The 25,448-nt window shown below is 48.0% G+C and carries 22 protein-coding genes; 11 read left to right on the top strand and 11 right to left on the bottom strand.

Annotated features, from left to right (window positions below; translation table 11 throughout):
* Positions 1-418 precede the first annotated feature (418 nt).
* The 8 genes from mdoH to BM607_RS04330 all read right to left on the bottom strand — a co-directional run bounded on the left by mdoH (position 419) and on the right by BM607_RS04330 (position 10,080).
* Positions 419-2,602: a glucans biosynthesis glucosyltransferase MdoH gene (mdoH, locus tag BM607_RS04370; RefSeq protein WP_006086416.1), complete on the bottom strand. Its 2,184-nt coding sequence runs from the start codon at positions 2,600-2,602 to the stop codon at positions 419-421.
* Between the two features lie 23 nt (positions 2,603-2,625).
* The gene (locus BM607_RS04365; protein ID WP_071938787.1) at positions 2,626-4,254 is read right to left on the bottom strand and encodes a glucan biosynthesis protein G; all 1,629 of its coding nucleotides are present in this window, start codon (positions 4,252-4,254) and stop codon (positions 2,626-2,628) included.
* Positions 4,255-4,745: 491 nt separating this feature from the next.
* Positions 4,746-6,143, bottom strand: coding sequence for an ATP-binding protein (locus BM607_RS04355; RefSeq protein ID WP_071938789.1), 1,398 nt, complete (start codon positions 6,141-6,143; stop codon positions 4,746-4,748).
* Between the two features lie 83 nt (positions 6,144-6,226).
* The gene (locus BM607_RS04350; protein ID WP_071938790.1) at positions 6,227-6,886 is read right to left on the bottom strand and encodes a response regulator transcription factor; all 660 of its coding nucleotides are present in this window, start codon (positions 6,884-6,886) and stop codon (positions 6,227-6,229) included.
* Positions 6,887-6,920: 34 nt separating this feature from the next.
* The gene (locus BM607_RS04345) at positions 6,921-7,829 is read right to left on the bottom strand and encodes an FAD:protein FMN transferase (protein WP_071938791.1); all 909 of its coding nucleotides are present in this window, start codon (positions 7,827-7,829) and stop codon (positions 6,921-6,923) included.
* Between the two features lie 130 nt (positions 7,830-7,959).
* Positions 7,960-9,279, bottom strand: a complete 1,320-nt coding sequence (locus BM607_RS04340) for a DUF3570 domain-containing protein (protein WP_011846649.1) — start codon at positions 9,277-9,279, stop codon at positions 7,960-7,962.
* A 111-nt stretch (positions 9,280-9,390) separates the two neighbouring features.
* Entirely contained in the window at positions 9,391-9,609 is a 219-nt protein-coding gene (locus BM607_RS04335) for a DUF4266 domain-containing protein (protein WP_006081386.1), read from the bottom strand.
* A gap of 3 nt (positions 9,610-9,612) precedes the next feature.
* A complete protein-coding gene (locus BM607_RS04330) occupies positions 9,613-10,080 on the bottom strand; it encodes a TlpA disulfide reductase family protein (protein WP_006081385.1) in 468 nt (155 codons plus the stop codon).
* A 385-nt stretch (positions 10,081-10,465) separates the two neighbouring features.
* Between BM607_RS04330 and hyaA the strand changes: the two genes are divergently transcribed.
* From hyaA to hypA, 11 genes are all read left to right on the top strand, one after another.
* On the top strand, positions 10,466-11,602 hold the full coding sequence (gene hyaA, locus BM607_RS04325) for a nickel-dependent hydrogenase small subunit (RefSeq protein WP_006081384.1): 1,137 nt from the start codon (positions 10,466-10,468) through the stop codon (positions 11,600-11,602).
* Between the two features lie 3 nt (positions 11,603-11,605).
* Positions 11,606-13,309, top strand: a complete 1,704-nt coding sequence (gene hyaB / locus BM607_RS04320) for a nickel-dependent hydrogenase large subunit (protein WP_071938792.1) — start codon at positions 11,606-11,608, stop codon at positions 13,307-13,309.
* Positions 13,310-13,328: 19 nt separating this feature from the next.
* Entirely contained in the window at positions 13,329-14,003 is a 675-nt protein-coding gene (gene cybH / locus BM607_RS04315; RefSeq protein WP_028760178.1) for a Ni/Fe-hydrogenase, b-type cytochrome subunit, read from the top strand.
* 7 nt (positions 14,004-14,010) lie between these two features.
* On the top strand, positions 14,011-14,568 hold the full coding sequence (locus tag BM607_RS04310) for a HyaD/HybD family hydrogenase maturation endopeptidase (protein ID WP_006086407.1): 558 nt from the start codon (positions 14,011-14,013) through the stop codon (positions 14,566-14,568).
* 3 nt (positions 14,569-14,571) lie between these two features.
* Entirely contained in the window at positions 14,572-16,482 is a 1,911-nt protein-coding gene (locus BM607_RS04305) for a NiFe hydrogenase (protein WP_071938793.1), read from the top strand.
* A gap of 94 nt (positions 16,483-16,576) precedes the next feature.
* Positions 16,577-18,994 carry a carbamoyltransferase HypF gene (hypF, locus tag BM607_RS04300; RefSeq protein WP_071938794.1) on the top strand — a complete coding sequence of 806 codons (2,418 nt, stop codon included), beginning with the start codon at positions 16,577-16,579 and terminating at the stop codon, positions 18,992-18,994.
* A gap of 190 nt (positions 18,995-19,184) precedes the next feature.
* Entirely contained in the window at positions 19,185-20,018 is an 834-nt protein-coding gene (gene hypB, locus BM607_RS04295; protein WP_071938795.1) for a hydrogenase nickel incorporation protein HypB, read from the top strand.
* The gene (locus BM607_RS04290) at positions 20,018-20,263 is read left to right on the top strand and encodes a HypC/HybG/HupF family hydrogenase formation chaperone (RefSeq protein WP_011846641.1); all 246 of its coding nucleotides are present in this window, start codon (positions 20,018-20,020) and stop codon (positions 20,261-20,263) included. The genes hypB and BM607_RS04290 overlap by 1 nt, the downstream gene beginning before the upstream one ends.
* 63 nt (positions 20,264-20,326) lie before the next feature.
* Entirely contained in the window at positions 20,327-21,466 is a 1,140-nt protein-coding gene (gene hypD, locus BM607_RS04285; protein WP_071938796.1) for a hydrogenase formation protein HypD, read from the top strand.
* A complete protein-coding gene (hypE, locus tag BM607_RS04280; protein ID WP_071938797.1) occupies positions 21,459-22,475 on the top strand; it encodes a hydrogenase expression/formation protein HypE in 1,017 nt (338 codons plus the stop codon). The genes hypD and hypE overlap by 8 nt, the downstream gene beginning before the upstream one ends.
* Complete coding sequence (gene hypA, locus BM607_RS04275; RefSeq protein ID WP_071938798.1) at positions 22,475-22,828, top strand: hydrogenase maturation nickel metallochaperone HypA; 354 nt, start codon at positions 22,475-22,477, stop codon at positions 22,826-22,828. The genes hypE and hypA overlap by 1 nt, the downstream gene beginning before the upstream one ends.
* A gap of 173 nt (positions 22,829-23,001) precedes the next feature.
* Here hypA and BM607_RS04270 read toward each other — a convergent pair whose 3' ends face one another.
* The 3 genes from BM607_RS04270 to lpxM form a co-directional block, all read right to left on the bottom strand.
* Positions 23,002-23,298, bottom strand: a complete 297-nt coding sequence (locus BM607_RS04270; protein ID WP_071939276.1) for a GFA family protein — start codon at positions 23,296-23,298, stop codon at positions 23,002-23,004.
* 46 nt (positions 23,299-23,344) lie between these two features.
* Entirely contained in the window at positions 23,345-24,130 is a 786-nt protein-coding gene (locus BM607_RS04265; protein ID WP_071938799.1) for a PhzF family phenazine biosynthesis protein, read from the bottom strand.
* Between the two features lie 302 nt (positions 24,131-24,432).
* The gene (lpxM, locus tag BM607_RS04260; RefSeq protein WP_071938800.1) at positions 24,433-25,374 is read right to left on the bottom strand and encodes a lauroyl-Kdo(2)-lipid IV(A) myristoyltransferase; all 942 of its coding nucleotides are present in this window, start codon (positions 25,372-25,374) and stop codon (positions 24,433-24,435) included.
* Positions 25,375-25,448 lie beyond the last annotated feature (74 nt).

The following is a 25,448-nucleotide window of genomic DNA, read 5'->3' as shown; positions in this document are numbered from 1 at the left end:
ATTCAGCGGAAGTTCAACGCGCTTTAGACAAGGCGAAGGCTTAAAGGCAAAGTGGTGCTCTGTCGAAAGCCTTAAACGCAGTATAAAGCGCGTTGCTACGCCGTTAACATCAGCCGCCCTTCGGGAGCCTCACAGGCATCCCACTCCGGTGTTGCATTGACTTAAAAGGGAATAACCATTTCTGCATCAATGCGCCTTGGATTGAGATGCCTGTGAGGCTCTGAACTGATTAGATATTTAATGTGATTGGTATCATACGACTATTTCATGGGGATCAGTTAATTACTAGGGGCAAACTGCAGATTATGAAAAGAAAAATGCCACTGAGGTCGTCAGTGGCATTTTCTAATAATTACAACCAAACTCATTTGCGAGCAAATGCTGCGCTAATGTTGGTTCGCTGTGCGTTAGATATTCGTTAGCAAAAAGACACCAGATCTTCTTCAACAAATTGCTCTGGTAATTTCTGCAGGCTACGTAACATCAAAGGATTCGCTAACACCATCGCCATTTCTTGGCGATTCAGTACTGCTAATGCACTCTGTTGGCAGCGAGCTTCATGCACTTTCACATGCACTATGGCTTCCATCGCTTCAATCGGAGTCCCCGCAGCACGCAATGGTTGTTTATCCACCATAGCCAAATGCAGCTCCATCAACGCAGGATCTTTAAGTACCTGTGCCAATGTCCAAGGCTCAGCGATGTGTTTTTGGTAAGCGGCACGGGCTTCATGTGCTTGCAGGCAAATCTGCGCAGGATTGCGCTCTTCAGGCGTCGCAAGAATCCCCGCACGTTTAAACACTTCACCGATTTTGACAGAACCCGTCCATGCTGAAATAGGCACGGCAATCCACAGACCAATCAAGGCAGGACTCATCCAAGCCAACAAGGTTAGAGAATCCAAAATAGCAGCATAACCTAACATCACACCCGCCAGCATATGCCAACGGTGACGATAAATTAACGTCATCCAAGGCATACTGCCGTCATCACGACGTTGCGGCGACCAACCACTGTCGCGGCCCATCAGAATTGACATCACGGCACCGCAATGGATGAACATCATGATAGGTGCGATCAACGCTGAGAGTATAACCTCAAAGATCACACTGAATATCGCTTTAATCCGGCCGCCAACACTGCGAGCAAACTCGCCGTCTTTAAGCAGCAACAAGACACCAAATACTTTAGGGCCGAACAAGACGCCCATAGTAATGTAGAACAATCTCAATGCCCTATCCGAGTCCATGATGGGCCAAGTGGGGAACAGTGAAAATTGATCGGTGAAATATTCAGGTCGAATAAAGTGTGCTTGCAGGGCTAACATCAAACCGGTCAAAATCAACATCAACCAGAAAGGTGATGATAAGTAGGCCATGATACCCGTCAGTAAATGCAAACGGCTCACCCAGTGCAAACCTTTAGTTGGCAAAATACGTGAATGCTGCAAGTTACCTTGGCACCAGCGGCGATCACGTACTGCTAAGTCGATAATTGACGGTGGACATTCTTCGTATGAACCGGGTAAGTCATAGGCAATAACCACACTCCAGCCTGCACGGCGAATCAAGGCCGCTTCAACAAAGTCATGGCTCATGATATGACCACCAAAAGGCGGCTTACCCTTAAGGTTGGGTAATCCTGCCGCAGTCATAAAAGCTTCGGTACGGATAATGGCGTTATGGCCCCAGAAGTTACCTTCTTTTTGTACCCACCAGCCTAAACCGGTGCCTATTACGGGGCCATAAATGCGCGCCGCAAATTGCTGTAAACGCGCCATTAAAGTGGTGCCGTTGATCAGCGACGGAATCGTTTGGATCAAGCCCGCATCAGGGTCGGCCTGCATACGCTGGGCCAAACCTGTGATGGTTGAAGACTCCATCAAGCTGTCGGCATCAAGCACTAACAAGTGATCATAGCGCGAACCCCAACGGCGGCAGAAATCCGCCACGTTACCCGCTTTACGGGCGACGTTTTTACGACGACGACGGTAATACACACGCGAGTGTTTATGGGTTTCTTGACGTAACACCAAAAACGCCTGCTCTTCGAGCAAGGCGATATCAGGATCAGTAGTATCACTTAAGATAAACCAATCAAAAGCATGACCATGACCCGTTTGCGACAAGGTTTCTGCCATCACAGAGACCGCCGAGAATACCCTATCAGGGGATTCGTTATAGGTCGGCATTAAGATCGCGGTGCGCGTATGCAGCTCAGTTACTTGCAGATCTTTTGCCCGCGGTTTGCGCAGCAAAATTAAAAAACCCGCAATACCACTACAAAACGCTAAGGCGATCCAACAAAAGTTAACCGCAAATAACGCCAACACGAGATATTCCAGTGGCGTAATTCCGCCAATACTAAATACCGCGCCCATTTCATAAATAGCGAATAAAGACAGTAATAAAGCACCGCCAACCACTAAGAAGCGGCGCGAAGCACGCGAACGTACTCCATTCGCCACTGTGCTACGGCGAGGGAATCCCTCTGGCATCTTACTTAAATTTTGGGGTTCCATAGCGCCAGGCCGTTCATTTGGCATAGCACTACCACCCACGAGGACTTCCGTCTCGAGTACCGAGTTTTCGGATACAGTCATATCATGTTGCTCCGTCATGAACCTTACAGCGTCCAGCGATAGAGCCAGGTTTCAACCTGACGAGGAGTTGGGAACTTGAGTTCAGCGCGCAGTTCGATAAGTTCTTTATCTTCTGGCTCTAATTCAAAAGCTAAGCGATAGCCATTTTTGGCTGCATTACGGGCAATCACCACATTGGTGACCACACCACCAGACGCTTCTACTTTAGCAACTGGCATTTCATCTGTCATCGGACCTTCAATTTGATAGTCGACCACAAATAAACGTCTTGGTGTTGCTTTAGCGATATCGGCACGGCCACTGGCAGAGCGAGACACATGTACAGCACCGACTCTAGCCGCGGGTTCTTCACCCCAGCTCATGCGATAGGCAAAATGGAATTCACTGCCCGCAGGAATAGGCTGACGAGGTTTCCAGTAGCTAACGATGTTGTCATGAATTTCAGACTCAGTCGGAATTTCAGTCAACACCACAGAACCTTGGCCCCAGTTGCCCACAGGCTCAATCCACAGGCTTGGGCGACGTTCATAATGTGCTTCTAAATCTTGGTAAGACGCATAATCACGCTCACGTTGGATCAAACCAAAACCCTGTGGCGAGTTGTCAGAAAACGCACTGACCTGTAATTGACGTGGGTTAGCCAATGGACGCCATAAATGCTCACCACGGCCGTTTAACATCAATAAACCGTCAGAATCATGCACTTCAGGTCTAAAGTCATCGGTATCATGACGACCATTGAGTGAATGCAGGAACATGCTCGTGCTGGGTGCTAAACCGACTTTGCTCAGCTCAACTCGTGGAAACAGCGTCGCTTCGACGTCAATCAAAGTGTTATCACCTGGACGGACAGAGAAAGTATAAGCACCCGCCACACTTGGGCTATCTAGCAAGGCATGCACAACAATCAAGTTGCTGTCATTGTATGGACGCTCAACCCAAAAAGCGCGAAATATTGGGAATTCTTCCCCTTCGGCATCGGCGGTTTTTAACGCTAAACCACGTGAAGATAAACCATAGGCGTTACCTTTACCTAAAGCGCGGAAATAACTCGCACCTTGGAACACCATAAGTTCGTCAAACACACCGTTAGTATTCAGTTGGTTATGAATGCGAAAACCTGAGTAGCCAATGTCATCATTGGGTAACGCTTGGGTAATCACTTCACCCGCGGTGAAATACTTAGGCTCGTAGGCCAAATGCGTTGCATTTTGTCCTTCCACAATCGCAATCTCAATCAGATCTTGGAAATAGAAGCCGCGGTGGAACATTTGCATTTGAAAAGGCACGCCCTGATCACGCCAAATAGACGCAGTCGGGTTAAAACGAATATCACGGTATTCATCGTATGACAATTTAGCCAGGCCGGCCGGTAACGGGTCTTTAAGGGCCACATACGGTTTCGCTGCCAAACGTTTTGCAATCTTCACCACAGTATCGCTATCGAAAGCGCCTGTTTTAGTGAATCTCACTTGATTTTTTGTAGCGGGCTGAGAAATCACTTTCGGCGGAGTTACCACAGGAACTGTCTCGGCGGGTTTTGTCTCTTCAGCGTACGCGACACCAGACAGGGCGACAACAGCGCCTAGCGTCAGTGAACAAATGAGTGACGAATAAGGTTTGGACGATGGGCAACGCAACAAGCTAACCATAGATAGGTAACCTAAAAAATAAACTAAGAAATCAATGTTTTTTATGTATACAGTGAATTTTTTTCACTCTCGCTTAGGGGCGAAAAAAAACAGTTGCTTACATATCGCGAAAGATATCAGAAGGAGAAAAAAACTCATAAATAAAGATGCAGTTAACCCCTTCTACACAATACTATTTGAGAATAAGTTTATACCTAAAAGGAATATAAAAATAACATTATCATGCATATTTCTGCTTTCACAGTTACAAAAGCAGGTTAAGTGATCCAAATGCTACATTTTTGAAAGTAAAATGAGACTTTTTAAAGTCTCAACTTAGTGTGGATGATCTTAGATGAAAAAACACAATTAGCGAACCAATCTGTTGGTAAACCTAGGTATTTTTTCTAAGATAGCAGACAAACTCACAATTACACTCACCCAAATGTATCAAAACCACTGAGGTGATGTCACTTAAACTGCGGATCTATTTTAAGATGTTAACTTCTGAACTATTGCGGCAAAAAAAGAGTCACAGATAATCCGCCCTGCTCCCTAGGCGCTATCACTAAACGACCTTGGTGCAATTCAATGATGTGATGGCAGATAGACAAACCTAAACCCGCACCTATGCCTTCATTTTCATTCACACGATAAAAACGCTCGGTGGCATTAGCAATCTGCTCTTCTGTCATGCCTTGGCCGCGATCCGCGATACAGATACTAATCTCATCACCCAGTAAATGGGCCGACACTGAGATTTCTGATTCCTGCGGGCTGTATTTGCAGGCATTTTCGATAATATTTTTTAGCACCAGCAGCAGATAGAACCGATCGCAAGTCACGGTCAGCTGGGGCGCGATATCGATATTCCATTCATAATCGGTGATTTGTGGCATCAGTTGATTAAGCGCATCTTCAACCATGGGCAAGATAGCGTGGGATGACACATTCAGCTCATTTATCGAATCCACCCTCGCTAACACGAGTAACTGTTCAACGGTATGACTCATGTGCACCACGCCAGCATCAATCGCGGCTAGATGAAATTTCTGCTGTGGATCATCGTCAATCAGGCTCTCTAAACCGTGTTGATGTAATTTAATCACAGATAAAGGTGTTTTAAGTTCATGGGCGGCATCGGCGCTAAAACGGCGCTCACGGGCAATGAATCTAGCTATACTATTGATATATAAGTTTAATGCACGGCGAACGGGTACGAGTTCTTTCGGTAGTGACATAGTCAGCGGCGTGAGATCGTTCGGCGCCCGCCCAATCAACTCCCTTTCGAAGGTTTTTAACGGCCGGAACAATAGATAAAACAATAAGCTAACGATAAGTAGTGTCAAAGGCACCACAATCAAGGGCACGATAACCGCGTTATGCATGATTTGTGATACGAGCTCTTGGCGCACTTCATCCTGCTGAGCGGTGACAATCCAAACATGATTTTTGACCGAGAAAAAACTGAACACATGCCAGAGTTCACCTTCGAACACTTTCTTGTGATAACCCTGCACGAATCGGGTGATAGGTTGATGGCCAATATTGTCCGACAGCACTAAGGCTTCGCCCGCCTCACTCCAAATTTGAAACGCCAATTTATGCTCATAGGCGAGTTTCAGGGCATCGGCTTTCTCGGCAAAGGAACTGATCTGGCTATCGGGAACGTGGAGCACTTGCGGTCTTGCGGTACTCTGGGGCGTCGCACCGGGCTCAGTGTGATAAAACAGCTCCAGCATTTTCGCGGTTTGCAGCATTTGCGCATCGAAGAGTTCTTCTATTTGATGCTTAGAATCCCGAGTACTCAACCAGCTAGAGACAGCAACGGACACTGAAATACCTGACAAAATCAATAATGTCAGTACCAAACGCAGTGAATACACATCCAGCCCCTTTAATCGAATCACTTCAGTTTCCTAACGTTTAACCTCAGCTAATCACTGAGGTATCAATACCCACAAACGTGAGTATTGTCACTTAATTCAGTGAATTAATTTATTTCAATCAAGGTATAGCCGATTCCACGCACGGTTTTAATCAGCTCATTGGCGAGTTTTTTACGCAGATGATGAATGTGTACTTCAATCGAATTGCTGCCGACTTCATCCCAGCCATAGGTTAACTGTTCCAGTTGGCTGCGCGTCAATACGCGCCCAGCTGATTGTGCGAGTTCAAGCAATAATTGGAATTCACGCCGTGAAAGCAGCACATTTTGCTCGCGAAAGGTCACTTCGCGGGTATTTAAATCAATGCACAGCGCACCAATAATCAAACTGTTGTGATCGAGTCCGTACTGGCGTCTGACAATGGCGCGAATGCGAGCGGCGAGCTCTCGCACATCAAAGGGTTTACCGAGATAATCATCGGCGCCCATGTCTAAGCATTCGAGCTTAGTGTCAAAATCCGTATTGGCGGTCAGGACTATTGTAGGAATTGACACTCCCTGCTGACGCCAAGCTTTGAGTAACTCTTTACCGTTACCGTCGGGTAAACCCAGATCGAGCACTATGGCACTGAAGCTTTCATTTTTAACACCCTGTAATGCTTGCTGATAACTATTAAGGTGATCAACCTGCATGCCCAGCTTTGCCAAACTTAAGCAAATCCCTTGGGCCAATAACTCATTGTCTTCAACCAACATAATACGCATTCAATGTCCTTAACAGAGCCTTTTAAAAGAACCCTTAACGGAAAATACTAAACTTAACATCTTGTTGCTGTAAAAATGCTTCCGCATCTTGGCCCTGTAACATGGCCATAGTCGCCAGCATTCCCGCGGTCACACAATTTGGCCCTAACACAGTCACGGAGCGCGGCGCTTGGACGACGGGATAGCCAGTGCGTGGATCGACAATATGGCCGTAACGCATTCCATCGACTTCAAAAAAGCGCCGTGTATCGCCGCTGGTCGCTAATGCGCCCTGACTGATCGCCAGTACACTGGCGGCGCGATCGAGATGGCGAGGATCTTCAATGCCCACCTGCCATGGGTTCACTTTGGGCACAGGACAGGCGATATCGCCGCCAAAATTCACTAACACAGGAATATCTGGATAACATTCAGCCAACTCATAGGCGACTCTATCGACTGCATATTCCTTAGCAACGCCGCCAAAATCCAATTTCATTCCCGATGGCATCTCAATATGGCGCGAATCAAACTCGATACGCTCAAACCCCACTAAGGCTTTCGCGGCAAGTATGCGGGCATGTTCGGGCAATTGGGCTTTGGGATCAAAGCGCCACAGTTCCATTAACGGCCCTGCAGAGATATCAAATAATCCATCACTGAGCTGAAAACATTGTTTGGCAAAAGCCAATAACTGCCAGGTTTCTTCATCGATAAGCTGCTTATGACCATAGGCATGGTTTAATTGCCACAGACAGTTCTGCGCAATAAAGCGACTGTACTTATGTTCAATACGCAGCGCCTCAGTGACGGCCATATCCAACATATCGTCGGCAATATCGAGTTGATCGCATGCGATGAGTATTTCACAGGGACTCGCCATGGCCCTAAATTCGCCCACATAACCCCAATCACGGCGTTGCAGCGAATAAAGTGTGGTTTTTAGGGATGATGTCGACATCATAAATCACCTCTTTACATGGCACCCCACTGGCATTCAGCTTAAATAAGCTCAGGGGTAAATTGAGTATGGGTAGCTAAGCTACCCATACAGTTTAACGCCTTGCTATCTGAGTCAGTAGCATTATTTCGTATTAAAAAGAATAACTAAACTGTGCTGTTATTGCCTTCTGCGTCGGGAACAGATCAAAGTTTTGCAGCTCTCCTGGGATAGTAGTGCCGTTATTTTTCGGATCCTGTTGGTAATACTCTAAGCGATACGACATCTCATGACCGCCCGATAATCGATGACCAAATTTAATCCCTATCGTATAAGCCGACATATCACCGATACGATAATCGGCACTGGCAAACTCTGGTAATGGTGTATCTGCCATCAAGAAAGGTTGATAGAAGTTAGCCGCCGTTTGTTGGTAATAACGTAGATGCAATTGACCGTAAAAATTGCCCGTAAAGTAATAACGGTAATGGGTTTCTAAGGTATGCGATGTGAGATCCCAATCATCGGTATTATAACGATAGGAAAAATCCACCACGCCCGCATCCAACGCGCCTTTAGTCATCACATAGAAGCTATGCTTCAAGCGAGCATCGGGGCGGCTTTCATACAAGAGATCCTGAGTGATGCCATTGTTATCCACCACACTGAGCACTTTGTAGGGATCGGTTAAATAGCCATTGACACTCGATAAGCCGTAATTGGCCTGCAACAACCAACGCTGACTGAGCACTTGGGTGATGCCTAACATCACATCGGCGGTTTGCTTATTATCGCTGCCACTTTGGCGAGTCGCATCAAATGCGGTGCGATACGCGGCTTCACTGGCGAAGTTATCGCGAACCGCCATGGAGGATAAATCCACCGGACGTCCACCGACAGGATCAACCACATCGAAGCTGTAAGCTGTGCCTAAAAATAACGTAGTGTTGTCTTTGTTAAAACCGCGCTCAATACTGGCATTGAGCCCCATTGACATATAATCGAATTCTTTTGAACCATAGACACCAGCGTTGACTTTCCAGTCTGAATTAAGCGCTTGGGCCCAGTTAACGCTGCCTTGCACGCGGGTATCGTGGAACGTGTCATCGAGCGGTGTATCGCCCGCTGCCACACTGTATTGGCCATTGCCCGAAGGACGAGTAAAGGTTTGGCTGGTACTTTGAGCCACAGCGCCCGAAGCCGAGGCACCGGTTAAGCTATCGACCACCAGTTTAAGATCCAGCACGCTATCATCGCCAAAGGCTTTTTGCGCTGTACCTATGGCTTCAACGGCCTGCACTCTATCCTGCTCACCGTAATACATTAAAGCGGCATCGACCTTCCAGTCGTCAGCTTTTTTAGATAATTCAGTCGCGTGGCCACTTGTGGCAAACAATCCACAACTGGCTAAGGCTAACGCACCCGCAATCTGTTTCGATTGTCTTGCATTTATTTGATTCTTTTTTTGGGTCATAGCTGACAACACCTGTAGGTCACTTTCATCTATTCAATACCGCGGGATTTCGCCCCTGAGCTCATCACATCTATTCGTTACATCTAAGGGCAACTAACACCAACGGAGAGTTTAGTTACAGCCACATCCACCACCGGCAAAGGCGCGACCGCCGCTACTGCCTTCTTTACTAAAATAAATATGATCATCGAGCGCCAGATCGAGCTTTTCACTGTCGAGCGCCATATCAGCACGTGCCAACTGGCCTTTCTCCCACGGCTGCACCCCTAAATTTGAACAACCACTCAAACCTATAATGAGTGTGACTGCGACTAATGCGGGTTTAAGCATAAATTACTCCTTCAGTAAACTGACGAGCTCTTGCTCGTATTCAGCGGCTTTATCGGCATAAAAACCAACATGATGCTGCACTAACTGACCTTGGCGATTGAACATGAAACTGCTCGGCATACCCAGCAAATCGAAGCTGCGCGCGACATCACCTTCTGGATTGAAACGCACTGAAAAATTGGCGGGGACTTGTTTTAAGAATTCTTGGGCTAACTCGTTATCTGTATCTAGGTTGATTGCCACAACGGCCAAACCTTGATCTTGATACTTTTTTTGGATCTCATTCATCCACGGAAAGGATTTACGGCAAGGCCCACACCAAGAGGCCCAAAAATCGACATAAACGACTTTACCTTTAAACTCACTCAGAGAAACAGCTTGGTTCTGCGCGTTAAACACTTGATGATCCAACGACGGCGCGGCTTGTACACCAGCGGCCATTAAACTGAGTAACAACAATATTTTCTTCATAGAATATTCCGCGTTAACGATTACCTTTGAATCTATTAACTGAATCTTAAGGTTTTCTTAAACAAGCTGATATAAGTCCAATTAAGCCGTATGCACAGACTCCCCCACTTAAGGTCGGCATTTTCAACAGCGCAACCTTAATAACATGAGCGCCGATTAAGTGACCGATTTCATCCAAAATGGCAAATATGAGACATTTTGTCCCATTAGAAAAAGTGAAATTAGATCTGCGTCATGTTAATTAAATGTCAAATTCAGTTCTATCACATCTCTTGAAAATTCTTGATATACATCAAGAATCTTTACACTCCAACGGCCTAAACTGACCCTGTCAATTATGTAAACCCTTACCAATTTACATTTAAATAACAAAAAAGGTTGACCCATGGACACACATGCAGCCCTATATGAACAGGGAAAGGCGCGCTTAGATGCGTTACGCCAATTCGCTCCCCGTCAACAACAATCGCTGATTGAGAAAATGCAACAGCACGGCATTAGTCGCCGTGATTTTATGAAGTGGAGTGCCATGGTGACGAGCATGCTCGCATTGCCGCTCCCCTTTAGTAACTTAGTAGCCGAAGCTGCCGAATTAGCCGACCGTGTACCCTTAATCTGGTTACACATGGCCGAATGTACTGGCTGCTCAGAATCCTTAATTCGTACTGATACCCCCAATCTAGATTCGCTGATTTTTGACCATATCTCCTTGGAATATCACGAAACCTTAATGGCTGCTGCGGGTTGGCAAGCCGAAGAGAACCTCGAAAATGCACTCGAAACCTACAAGGGCCGCTATTTACTGGCCGTTGAAGGGGCGATTCCAACCGCCAATAACGGCAGCTTCCTCACTGTGGGCTGTAAAGGCCACACAGGATTAGAAATCATCAAGCATGCTGCAGAAGGCGCCGCCGCGATTATCTCTGTCGGCACTTGTGCGGCGTTTGGTGGTGTGCAAGCCGCCTATCCAAACCCAACGGGGGCGAAAGGCGTGCACGAAGTGGTCAGTAAACCCGTCATTAACTTAGGCGGTTGCCCACCGAGCGAAAAGAACATAGTCGGCACTTTGATGTACTTCATCATGTTCGGCAAATTACCTGCGCTGGATATGTTTAACAGACCAAAATGGGCTTACGGCGCACGGGTACACGATAACTGTGAACGTCGCGGCCGCTTTGATGCCGGTGAATTCGTTGAAGAATTTGGCGATCACGGCGCGAAAGAAGGCTACTGCCTGTATAAAGTCGGTTGTAAAGGTCCTTACACCTACAACAACTGCCCTACCGAGCGCTTTAACCATCACACCAGCTGGCCAGTACTTGCTGGACACGGTTGTATGGGCTGCTCAGAACCTAACTTCTGGGATGACATGGCCGACTTTGAAAAACCCCTTGGCCGTCAACTCCTCCATGGATTGGATGCGACCGCAGATACTATTGGTGCGGTGATTTTAGGCGCGACTGTTGTGGGCATTGGAGCCCATGCCGTTGCCAGTATTTTTGCCAAACCGCTGGAGGAATAACCCATGAGCAAGCGCGTTGTTATCGACCCTATCACACGTATCGAGGGTCACTTACGTATCGAAGTTGAAGTTGATGAAAATAACGTCATCAGCAAGGCTTGGTCATCCTCCACACTCTGGCGCGGTATTGAAGTCATCCTCAAGGGCCGCACTCCTATGGATGTTGGCCTTATTGTGCAACGTATCTGTGGTGTCTGTACCTATTCCCACTACCGCTGCGGCACTGAAGCGGTTGAGAACGCTCTGGGAATTCAAATTCCGTTGAACGCGAGATACTTACGTTCATTGATGCAAACCTCTTTATACATGCATGACCATATTGTGCATTTCTACCATCTACACGGCTTAGATTGGGTTGATGTGGTTTCTGCACTGAGCGCCGATCCTGCTAAAGCGGCACAAGTTGCCCTGAAATACACAGACCATCCCATAGCGGCGGGGGAAGGTGATTTAAAAGCGGTACAAGAAAGAGTTAAAGGCTTTGTCGAAACGGGAAAATTAGGTCCATTTGCCAACGCTTATTGGGGCAACGGCACCTATAAATTTACCCCAGAGCAAAATCTTATCGCGCTATCTCACTACCTTAAAGCGCTTGAAGTACAACGTGTTGCAGCAGAAATGCTAGCCATTTTTGGTGGCAAATCACCACATCCACAATCCGTTGTTGTCGGTGGCGTGACTTCGGTGCGCGACATGCTCAGCCCTGCTCGCCTGCAGGAATGGAAGCAAAAACATGCGACAGTAACTGACTTTATTCTGCGTGCCTATCAAGCAGATATCGTGATGGCGGCCGAAGCCTTTGGTACTGAACCTAGCGTGTTGGGCGGCGTAAACGTGAAAAACTTCATGGCGACCGATGACTTTGTGTTAGCCAATGGCGAATACATGTTCAATCAAGGCGTGATCATGAATGGCGACCTTGCCGGCGTCAGTGACGTGAATCCAGATCTGATTGCCGAAGACGTCAGCCACGCTTGGTATAGCGCCGATGCACCGCAACATCCCTATGACGGTACAACGATTCCTAATTACACGGGTTTTGTTGAACGCGACACTGTCTACGGCAAATTGCCAACACTGGATGGTGATGGCAAATACTCATGGGTGAAATCTCCCCGTTATCAAGGTGAACCTGTCGAAGTGGGTCCACTCGCCTGCCTATTGGTGAGTTATGCCCGCGGTAACAAGGTGGTCGTGGATTCGGTTAATGGCCTGCTCGCTCGCACAGGTCTACCCGTAGCGGCTCTATTTACCACTTTAGGTCGCACTGCAGCCCGTATGTTACAAACAGTTATCGTCGCCCAAGAAGGGTTAAAAACCTTTGATGCGCTGCTGACGAATATCCAGTCCGATGAATCTACCTATGTAAAACCCAATATTGATCCAAATAAAGAGTATGTAGGTCACGCCATGATTGAGGCGCCACGCGGCATGTTAAGCCACTGGATCCGCATTAAAAATGGAGTGATTGAGAACTATCAAGCCGTCGTACCAACTACCTGGAACGCAGGTCCAGTGGATGCCAACGGTAAAATGGGTCCCTATGAAGCCTCTTTAATTGGCTTGAAACTGGAAGATCCTACTAAGCCCCTTGAGGTGATACGTATTATTCACTCATTTGACCCTTGCATGGCGTGTTCTGTACACGTGATGGATTTCAAAGGCCAAGCATTGAGCGAGTTCCGTGTCAGTCCCAATGGTCAATAATCGAGGGAGGGAACGCAAAATGAACCATTCTGCAACCCGCATTCGGACACTGATTTTTAGTCCGGCAATACGGATTTTTCACTGGCTCAGGGCACTGTCAATTCTGGTGCTAGTGATCACCGGATTCTATATTGCTTGGCCGTTTCTTGTGGCGCCTGAAAGTACGGACGTACTCGTACAAGGCTGGATCCGCTTCGCTCATCTGATTTGCGGTTTTGTACTAACCGCAATCACTTTAGTGCGCTTCTACCTGTATTTTTTCAGCCGAAGCGACATTGAGCGGCGCTCATTTCGCGATGTGATGAGTGTAAAAAGCTGGATCACTCAGCTGAAATCTTACTTATGGATGGGTCACTTACATAAAGCGGGTGTCTATGGACCGCTGCAATTTGTGACTTATGTAGCAATCTCACTGGTCGCTCTTGTGATATGTATAACGGGTCTGGTGTTGTATGCCAATGTGTATCACCAAGGTTTAGGTGGGATGCTTTGGGGCAGCGCCGCTTGGATTACGGCACAAATGGGTGGGCTGGCACAAGTTAGGATTTGGCATCACTACTTAACTTGGGCATTTGTTATCTTTGTGGTTATCCACGTCTATATGGCGGTTTGGTCAGGGATACGCTTCAAACATAACTCAGTTGACTCGATTGTCTCTGGCTATGACTACCCAAAGCCAGACTCACACCACTAGGAGTCCAATGAAGATATTGCTACTCGGTATTGGCAATGTCCTGTACGCCGATGAAGGCATCGGCGTACATTTTGTCAATTATATAGCTGATAATTATCAGTTTACCCATGAGTCCCACCAGCTAAAGCTGCTCGACGGCGGCACCTTGGCTCAGGGACTTATCCCTATTATTTGCCAATACGATTATTTAATCGTGGTCGATACTGTTAACGCCAATGGCGTAGAAGCGGGCGAAGTCTACTTCTTCGATTTTGATAAAGCGCCGAAGGAAATCGACTGGCAAGGCAGCGCCCATGAAGTCGAAATGCTGCAAACCCTCAATATGATGGAAATGGTTGGCGACAGACCTAAGACCTTTGTGCTGGGCGTCACCCCAACCGTGCTCGAACCTATGGTGCTGGGTTTGACCCCTAAAGTCGCCGCCGCAGTGCCGTTAATGGAATCAAGCTTGTTATCCCACTTAGCCTCCCTTGGGTTCACTGCGACGCGTATTGCCGATCACAGTATCGACTCGCTGATCCCTGACTCTTATAAACGCGGCGTTACTACTGGTGAAAGTATATAGAAGATGAAAAACATCAGATTCGATTTTACCTGCTCACGTCAGGTGCCTTTGTACGCGCATTTATGTAATCAATACCTAAATTACGATGCGCTGAACATCAGCATAGGCTGTGATGGCCTACATGACTTTGGTCAGCACAGTTACTTTATTGAAGCCCAGGGCGAGCAGACTCAACTCGAGCAACTGGCCGATGCCATTGCCGCGGACTTTTTGATTTCCGCTTGGTTGATTGACTCCGGCATTAAGGTCATCGACGAGCCCCAAGGCGGCAAAACCTTACTGCCCTACTCACAGTCTGGATCAAGTCCTGCCATCGCGCCTTTTTGCCAGCAATGTTATCCGCTGATTGGCGATAATCAATCGGCGAAGTTTGGCATGCTAGATTTAGCCTGCCCTTGCTGCAAGGGCGAAACACAATTAACGCCAGCGCAAAAAGCCTTAACCTTGTCAGATATAAAAGCCATGGCACAGGGGCTGCTGACACAAGGCCCACTGACATTAGCGGCCGCCGATGATCTGCAACTTAGTCTGACACCGTTTGCTCAGCCCTTAGGCGAGCGGCCACAACTGTTAATTTGTAATCCCAATACGCTAAACGCCCATTTCTGCCTGAACGATTCACAGGTGCTCGCGCTTTCCAGTATTGAAAAGCCGCTTATCTGCGCCAGACCCACGCAAGAGCACGACAAACTCAGTGCGCCACTGTACGACATTTGCTTTGCCTACAGCCGAGTGATCTTAGTACTCGCTGAAGTGTTGCGACAAAAAGGCGTCGATTGGGTTTATATCCAAGGCCAGCATAATAGGCCGAAACTCGCGTGGGTCGATGGCGCTTGGGCGCAAATTGCTAGCAAAGATTTAGGCTCAACGCAGGCTCAAACCAAGCACTTTATCGCCCCAGAACCCTTAAGGGAAAAAGTCAGCCTTCACGGTTATCAAGCCCAATGGCAAGCAGCGAAACGGTCACGTTCCCATCAAGGCGAACTGAATGTAGCGGTATTACCTCAATCGAGTGAAGCGACTCACACTGCTAACACCTTTGCCGCTAACGCAGAAGCAGCTCACACTGAAGTTGAACATGCTGGCACGCCACACGCTAGCGATACCGAAAATCATACCATCGCGGACGCAGCGTTATTCAGTGCCTTACTCAACGGTAAATTTACCAGCCACAGACAGGCAAAAAATGCCGCGGTCATTTACTTAAGCCATACCCACGCCAGTCAAATTGTCACCTGCGATAATAAGGGCGACACTGAACTCTTCTTTGCACTGCCCGAGCTGCCCGATAACGGTTACGAAATTTTCCATCAACTGGACAGCAGCCCACAAAAAGCCGTGGCACAGAAGTTTAAAAGCCTGTTCCCCGACGATTACCTAAAACTCCTGAGCCTAAAGCTTCACGGCAGACGGGACAACTTGCAAAGTTTGTGGGCGATCGCCGCCATTTTAATTGGCCTCAATCCCCAAGAAGAAACGCAAAGCCAAGAAAGACTCAGCGATGCACTGATGGCCGCCGCCATGCGTTACCACGGCGCCAATGCCCCACGTATCGATTATCCACTGACCAAAGGTGAAGCCCACCGCAGCCTGAATTGGTGTAAAACCTTAGGCACAGTCTTGAGTTTTCGTATCGCAGGTAATGACGACCCGAGTCAACTCGCCTTTGCGATGCAAGACTCGCTGGCGGACTATCTTTCTAACTGGTTAGAACATATCGATTTAAATATCGGCGTGCACAATGTTGCCTTAGCGGGCAATGAATTAACGAATGAAACCCTGTGTAAACGCATCAGTTTACGCTTAGGCAAAAACTTCCCCTTAGTGATCAATCGCAGCCTAGATTTAGACGGCGATAACTTAGCCGTTGGGGCACTTTACGTTAAGCAGCGACAACTAAATGCCCATGATTAGGAGGCCAAAAGTTAAGTCACAACGTATGAAGCCACATAGGCACAATAGTCGCCACAAAAAGCACAGTGACCTGCAGATAAAACGAAGGCTCGCGTTGGAATACCTTGTCCACAAGGGAGCCACGTTAAAGCGTTGTCAGTTGCACTTCACTGGCATAGTACAAGGGGTGGGATTTCGCCCCTTTGTCTATCGTTATGCCCTTGAATTTCAACTGACGGGTACTGTGCTCAACAATGCCAAGGGCGTGACCATTGAGCTGCAAGGCACAGAAGAAAACCTCACGCAATTTATCACAACGATCAATACCACCCCACCGCCACTGGCCCGTATCGACAATATAATCCAAACACCGCTGCCGATTTTGCTAAGCGAAACCACATTTGAAATTATAAAAAGCGACAGCCATGAGGACGATGACCCAAGTTCACCGATAGGTGCGCAGGTGGCAGTATCTGCGGATAAAAGTACCTGCCAAGATTGCTTGAACGACATGCATAATCCTGATGATCGCCACTTTGGCTATGCCTTTACCAACTGCACAAATTGCGGCCCTCGATACACGATTATCAATGCTTTACCCTATGATAGACACCACACCGCCATGGCCGATTTTGACATGTGCCCCGAGTGCGCCAAAGCATATCAAAACCCACTCGATCGCCGCTATCATGCTCAGCCTGTCAGTTGCCCAGTTTGTGGCCCCAGACTCAGTTTAAAAACACCCCAAGGGGAATACATCATTCCCAATACCTCAAATTTCAGCACACCTGAATTGAGTACGGACCTTGCGGTACTGACAGCGGCGGCTGACAGATTACACCAAGGGCAGATTCTGGCAATTAAGGGACTGGGCGGATTTCACTTAATCTGTGATGCCCGAAGTGACAAAGCAGTCAACACTCTCCGGCTGCGAAAACAGCGCCAAGCCAAGCCGCTAGCGGTGATGATGACGGATATCACTATGGCGCAGCACTATGTCACAGGTACGGATGCCGAGTGGCTAGTACTGAGTTCGCAGGAAAGGCCCATAGTGCTAATGAATAGCCGTGCCGAACATGATCTCAGCTTAGCTGTTGCGCCCAATCTGAATAAACTCGGGGTATTTTTACCCTACACACCGCTACATCATTTACTGTTAGGTCTCTTCAAAGGGCCATTGGTCGCGACCAGCGCTAATGTTTCCGGTGAGCCTATCATCACAGATTGTGATGAGCTTATTCACCACTTAAGCCATATAGTGGATGCGATAGTCGATCATAATCGACCGATTATTAATGGCTGCGATGACAGTGTGGTGCAGGTGATTCAGCCCAACATGGATTCGCCTGCAGAGCTGCAAATACTGCGTCTCGCCCGTGGTTATGCGCCCTTAAGTTTCCCACTTGATACACCGCTAACCCAATCAATTTTGGCCGTGGGCGCACAGCAAAAAAATGCTATCGCCCTAGGCTTTGGCAACAATGTGTTTTTAAGTCCCCATATTGGCGATTTATTCAGTGTCAGCGCCGAGCACTATTTTGAGCGCACCTTAGCGACCTTCGCGCGGCTGTATCACTTTGCGCCCAATCTCATTGTTCGCGATAAACACCCAGATTATGCCCCATCGCGCTGGGCTGAAATGCACGCAAACTCGAGTGTAGAACTCATCAATACCAGCCAAAGCAAATGTTTCACTGTGCAACATCACCATGCCCATGTGCTCAGTGTAATGGCAGTTAACCAATATCGAGATCCCGTATTGGGCTTTAGTTTTGATGGCACTGGGCTTGGCGACGATGGCAGTTTATGGGGCGGTGAAGTGTTATTAACCACGCTGGATAAAGCGCAGCGACTGGCCCATTTTGAGCCTATAGCCCTGCTGGGCGGCGAGCAAGCCATTAAGCAACCCGTGAGGTTATTACTGGCATTATTGTTCGAGCAAATGAGCCTTGATGCTGTACTCGCATTGCAATTACCTATATTAAACAACATGCGCCCAAACACTCTGACTAACTTACATAAGATCTGGCAGAACGGTAGCGCGATAAAAACCTCCTCTGTCGGGCGACTGTTCGATGCCCTCGCCTGCGCCTTAGGCTTAATCGAAACCACACTGTTTGAAGGTCAAGCGGGAATGGCGATAGAAGCCGCGGCCAATCGCGCCGATGCATTAGCCCTTGAAGCCATTTCGCTTAACTTACCTCTTGACGTCGACCAGTGGCGCAGCAGTGAAATGTTCAAGCAGATTTTTGAATTAATGACTGAAAAACCGCTAACAGACAACAGACGAGATGCCATCGCCCGCGCCTTTTTACACACATTAGGCGATGTTGTCTGCGACTATGCCGCCCAGTACAAACACCTTCCCACCGTGCTCTGCGGCGGCGTATTCCAAAATAAATATCTAATAGAATACTGCCTGAGCAAGCTAAGCGCCCAAGGCAATAAAGTGTTATCCAGTAAACAGATACCCATCAATGATGGCGGCATCGCCCTAGGCCAACTCTGGTATGGGATTCATCAGAATCAATAACCTTACTTATTTGATAACCCCTGATGTTCGCTCGCCATTTTTATCCCCATAAACCTGACGAACATCAAAGATCTGCAGCGCAATTTGTATCACACTCAACATTAGCGTAACCAAATTAACGATCAGTACATCAGCATTCACAATTCGTCAGGCAAAGTCCTCGCACTCTGCCGATTCAAGGAGAGGTAAAATGTGTAAAGACTGCGGCTGCTCCCTTACCCGCCACGACCATGATCATTTAGGCGCGCACTCACATGTTGATAGTCATGACCATAGCCATGATCACGGGCACGGCCATTCGCATAAGCATGGCGCATCCCATAGCTCATCACATAGTCATAGCGAGTTACACACCAATCCTCAGTTAAACGATAAAAAAACCTTGTCAGTCATCCACAAGATTTTAGATAAAAATGATGTCGAAGCAGGTCATAACCGCGCCCACTTTGAGGCACATAACATTACTGCCTTCAACATCATGAGTAGCCCAGGCAGCGGTAAAACGACCCTTTTAGAAAATCTCAAAGAATACACTAAGCTCAACTATGCGGTGATCGAAGGCGACTTAGAAACCTCACGCGATGCAGACCGCTTAATCGCGAAAGGCATTACAGCCTATCAAATTCAAACGGGCTCGGCCTGTCACCTTGACGCCTTTATGGTGCACGGCGCCCTGCATCATCTACCACTTGATGGGCTGGATATTTGCTTTGTCGAAAATGTCGGTAATCTTGTCTGCCCAGCCAGTTATGATGTAGGTACACACAAAAATATCGTGCTGCTGTCCGTGCCAGAAGGCGATGATAAGATTGAAAAATATCCTGTGATGTTCCGCCGCGCAGATGTAGTGTTTATCACTAAGTGCGATCTACTGCCCTATTTTGATTTCAAGCTGGACGAAGCCAGAGCACAGCTCAAAAAACTCAATCCAGCAACTCAAATCATTGAAGTCTCCATTAAAGATGGCGACTCCATGCAGGCTGTGGCCGCTTGGCTTAAAGACAATATTAGAGGTGCACAATAATGTGCTTGTCCATACCTTCCCAAGTGGTGGCGGTCGATATTGAACGCCAGAGTGTCACGGTCGATACCTTAGGCGTGCGCCGCGATGTCAGCAGTCATTTAATGAATGAGCCGCTGGAAATTGGCGACTATGTGCTGATCCATATTGGCTTTGTGATGAACAAAATCGATAAGGAAGATGCGCAGCAAAGCATTGACCTATATCAAGAAATCGTCACTAAACTCGAAAACGAAGCCATACACTGACCATCAACAGTGCAAGATTGAGTAGCAAGGCGCGCACCCTATCGAGTGCACCGAGGAAAGAGCATGCTTGAACTAAAACACCTCTATCAAGGCTTTCGCGATCCCCAAACGATTGCCAATTTAGCGCGGGATATTCAGTTAACTGCTAAATTGGTTAAGCAACCAATCAATATCATGGAAGTCTGTGGCGGTCATACTCACACTATTATGAAATACGGCTTACTGGATTTACTGCCTGATAATATTGAGTTTATCCACGGTCCAGGTTGTCCTGTGTGCATTATGCCGAAAGAGCGCATTGACCAAGCGGCGGCGCTGGCCTCCCAAGAGAATGTCATCTTAGTGACGCTGGGCGATATGATCCGTGTGCCCGGTTCTAAGGGTTCCTTAGCCAGCTTTAGGGCGAAAGGCTGCGATATTCGGCCGATTTATGATCCCTTAGATACGCTCAAAATTGCCCGCGACAATCCCGATAAAACCGTAGTGTTCTTTGCCATCGGCTTTGAAACCTCAACCCCAATGACGGCGATTTTATTGCAGCTGGCCGAACACGAAAAACTCGAAAATCTAATCTTTCATATCAATCATGTATTAGTGCCGCCCGCGATTGATGCCGTGATGCACGACCCGAAAGCGAGGGTGAACGCCTTTATCGGCCCCGCCCATGTGAGCGTGATCAGCGGCGCCAAAATCTATCGCAGCACAGTCGAAAACTATGGTACGCCTGTGGTTGTCGCAGGATTTGAACCCGTTGATGTGATGGAGTCGATTTTACGGATTGTGCACCAAAAAGCCGCGGGCAAAGCGGAGCTCGATATCCAATACAGCCGCGCAGTATCGGAGAACGGCAACCTCACGGCACAGGCCAAAGTGAATCAATTCTTTAATGTCAGACCGCAATTTCGCTGGCGTGGACTAGGCCCAATCCCCAATTCAGCCCTGCAGCTCAAACCCGAATATGCCCACAGGGACGCCGAACTGCGCTTTAAAGAGCGCCTACCCGTGAAGGAAATTGACGATCATAAAGCCTGCCAGTGTGGCGACATTCTTCGTGGGCTTGCTAAACCAAAGGACTGTAAAGTTTTTGGCCGCGGCTGCAATCCAGAAACGCCCCTAGGCAGCTGCATGGTCAGCTCCGAAGGTGCATGTAACGCCTATTACCGCTATCAAGGTATCGATATCAAGGAGCCACATCATGGCTGATACGCTAAAAGATAAATCCATTCAACTCAGCCACGGCGGTGGCGGCAAAGAAATGAATAAACTGATCCGCGATCTGTTTTTTGCCGAATTTGATAACCCAATCCTTCGTAGCGAAGAAGACGCTGCCAAACTCGATTTGCACGGCGCCAACGCCTTTACTACTGACTCTTTTACCGTCTCCCCTTTGTTTTTTGCCGGCGGCGATATCGGCAAACTTGCTATCGCGGGCACAGTCAACGATCTCGCTATGATGGGCGCAGAGCCTCAATATCTGAGCTGTAGCGTGATTATCGAAGAAGGCTTTTCTATCAATGATTTAACGACTATTGTCCGCAGCATGGCAAAAGAGCTCAAACAAAGTGGCGCTCGGATTGTCTGCGGCGACACTAAAGTCGTGCCCAAGGGCTGTGCCGATGGTTTATTTATTAATACCTCAGGCATTGGCCGCATCTTGCGTCCCAACATCTCAGCAGCAAATATCACTGTGGGCGATGCCATTATTGTTTCCCGTGATATTGGTTGCCACGGCGCAGCGATTTTAATGGCGCGAGAAGGACTCACACTCGAATCGGCATTGCAAAGTGACTGCGCGACGCTCTGGCCGATAGTCGAGCAATTGATCGCCGCTAATATTCCCATTCATGCGATGCGCGATGCGACTCGCGGTGGCTTATCGGCAGTGCTCAACGAATGGGCCGTCGCCTCCAATGTCGGCATTACAGTCAATGAGGCCAGTATTCCCGTCAGCGATGAAGTCAAAGGTCTGTGTGAACTCTATGGTTTCGAAGCCATGGATCTCGCCAATGAAGGCACTTTCATCCTCGCCGTCCCCAACGACATCGCCTTAGGTGCGCTCGAGATCATGCAACGCTTTGGCCACTGTGAGCATGCAGCGATAATCGGCACTGTGAGTGATGAACTGGCGGGAAAAGTCGTGCTAAGAACGCCTTGGAATACCAAGCGTTATCTCGATCTTCCCCAAGGTGAACTGCTGCCAAGGATTTGCTGATGCACGAATATTCGATTGTGAGTGCCCTGATTGAGCAATGCGAGCAGCACGCGCTGGCCAATCACGCCACTAAAATCACCCGAGTGGATATCAAACTGGGGGTGATGAGCGGGGTTGAGCCTAGCCTGCTGCAAACCGCCTTCGATACCTTTAAGCTCGATAGCATTTGCAAAGCTGCCCAGCTCAATATCCAAATTCAGCCGCTAGTAATACTTTGCCAAGACTGCCAGAGCGAATCCGTGCTGAGTGAACGCACCATCGTCTGCCCTGCGTGTCAAAGCTATCGCACCCGCGTTCTCGATGGCGAAGACATGCTACTGATGCAACTTGAAATGGAGCAAGAAGAGGATTAAAGGATGTGAACGCCAATAGATTTAGCTATACGAAGCATCGACTTGGCATGAGGCTGCCACACAGATTGTCAGATTCACATTCCACTTTAGGGATGAATGGTGATGTCATCAGCCTCAAAGCAGCGCTCTATCCTGTGTCATACTTTAATGCAGACTAACTGACGCATGATTTCTTACGCCATGCCCGCGCCAACTGTCGCCCGAACAGGGATATCTGATGGCTCAAAGCCCTCCAGACAGAATACATTGATCCCCAAGAAATCAGGCGTAACGCGTTTTCGATGAAAGGGATAAATACCACAAACATTGCAGAAATAATGCTGTGCAGTGCAAGTATGAAATTGATAGAGCGTCAGCGAATCAGAGCCCTCAAGCAGCTTGAACTGACTCTGGTGAACTTTAACCATGAGTGCGTTTTTACGTCGGCAAATAGAACAATCGCAGGTTGTCAGTTCTGGAAAGTCCGACATAATCTCAAAACGCACCGCCCCACAATGACAAGAACCACTAAAGCTTTCAAATCAACACCTCACCTTCCAAATAGAAAACACAGGCGCCTTCCAGCTCGACACGATCCCCAACCACTCGGCACTGTATCTCTCCACCCCGCTTTGAGGCTTGATATGCCCTAAACGACTTTTTGTTCAGTCGCTTAGCCCAATATGGTGCCAACCCGCAGTGTGCACCACCGGTCACAGGATCTTCAGGAATACCTTTGGCTGGTGCAAAATAGCGGCTCACAAAGTCGTAGCCATTGTCACCTGGCGCAGTCACAATCAGCCCGCCGCGATCCATACGAGCAATCGCGGCAATATCAGGGCTGAGCTCACGAACTGCCTGTGCGCTGTCTAACAGAACTAAATAGTTGAAAGCATCTGCGGCAACCTCTATGGGAATCGCACCCAGTACATCGGCCATCCCAATTGGCATGTCCACCCGTTCAGGGTACCGAGCAGGGAAATCCATAATGTAACCGGCTTCCGTTCGAGTGACCGTGAGTGGACCGCTGATAGAGTGGAATACCACTTTAGTACGACTTGGCTGCAACCGCTCCATGACAACTGCCGCACTCGCCAATGTAGCATGGCCGCAAAGTGGAACCTCAGTCGTCGGTGTAAACCAACGCAACAAATAGTCGCCAGCGTCGAGAACCAGAAATGCGGTTTCAGCTAAATTGTTTTCAGCAGCCATTTGCTGTAACACAGCATCATCCAGAAAACGCTCCAGCAGCATAACCGCTGCAGGATTTCCAGCAAAACGCCGCTTGGTGAAAGCATCGACTTGAAATATGGGTATGCGCATAGGTTATCTCATCTAGCCTTGAATGCTCAGGTTGCTCAATTAAAGGGAATGACCTGCTAACAAGTCAAACTACGTTGAACCAAGCAACAAGTCCAAGGTGACTTTGCGCTTATTTAACGGTTTGTATTATTAAGTGTTTTATTTCTAGACGATACCTTTCAGTGGCTTCCCAGTAAAGTTCCTTTCGCTAGCGATAGATTGAAGAATGCTCATCACTGGTAAGCACAGCTTGCTAAAACAAAAATGGCTTTGAGCACTGAGCGCTCAAAGCCATTTTTAGCCATACTAAATTGACAGGCCCGTCATTGACCGTAGATAGAAGCTTCACCCTCTGGGCGCGTCTTGAGCACCCGTAGGAACCACATATATTGCTCAGGGTAAGCTAAGATCACTTGCTCGACCACTTTGTTCAGCGCCAACGCCTCGTTTTCCTTGCCTACCATGTCTTCGGGTGCAACGGCCGTCATCACAGTGAGATCAAACTGACGTGTCGCTTGGTTGTAACCAATCTTTACAGGTAGCACTTGGGCATTACCCGCCTGCGCTAAACGCCCAACAACAGGCAGCGTTGCTTTCACTGTGCCTAAAAAAGGTGCAAACACACTTTGTTCTGGGCCTAAATCTTCATCGGGAAGATAAAAGAAACTGTTACCGCGCTTAAGCTCGGCTAATAACGCCCGAATCCCCGCCTCACGCATATACACATGGCCACCACAGCTGCTGCGCACACGATTACTAAACCAATTGAATAAGCCGTTTTTATGGGCTTTGGCCATCGTCACCATAGGCAACTCTAGGTTAAGGCGTAAGCCGGCATAATCGATTGGCCACACATGGGGCATGATGAAAATGATCGGTTGCCCCGCCGCTTGTGCTTTCGTCACATGCTCAAAGCCGATTAAATTCACTCGACGACGCAAATGCGCTTTTGAGCGCACCAGCAATTCGCCCTGTGCTAACAAGACTAAAACGAAGTTTTGTACGTTCTCACGGATTAACGCTTCTAGCTCGACGGCAGATTGTTCAGGAAAGCACGCTCTTAAGTTGGCTCTTGCAACACTAATGGGCTTTTTGGCAATCGGCATCACTAATATTGCCAATAATCTTGCAATGGGATCACGCAGCCATGCGGGCATGAGTCCGAAAATCACTAATAGACCAATCGCCAACCAAGTGGCCCAGTATTTAGGGTGTAATAAGGCGAGTTTAAAGCGACGGTCGAAATGTTTGGGCTGTCTTGACAAAGAATTCACCTCAGACAGTGGATAGAAATAATGGAGATATTGCACAAAAAAATAAACAGGAAAGCCACTCTCTA

Source organism: Shewanella sp. SACH (genome assembly GCF_001887095.2).
GTDB classification, from domain to species: domain Bacteria; phylum Pseudomonadota; class Gammaproteobacteria; order Enterobacterales; family Shewanellaceae; genus Shewanella; species Shewanella baltica.
This window is presented reverse-complemented; position numbering and strand designations above follow the sequence as displayed.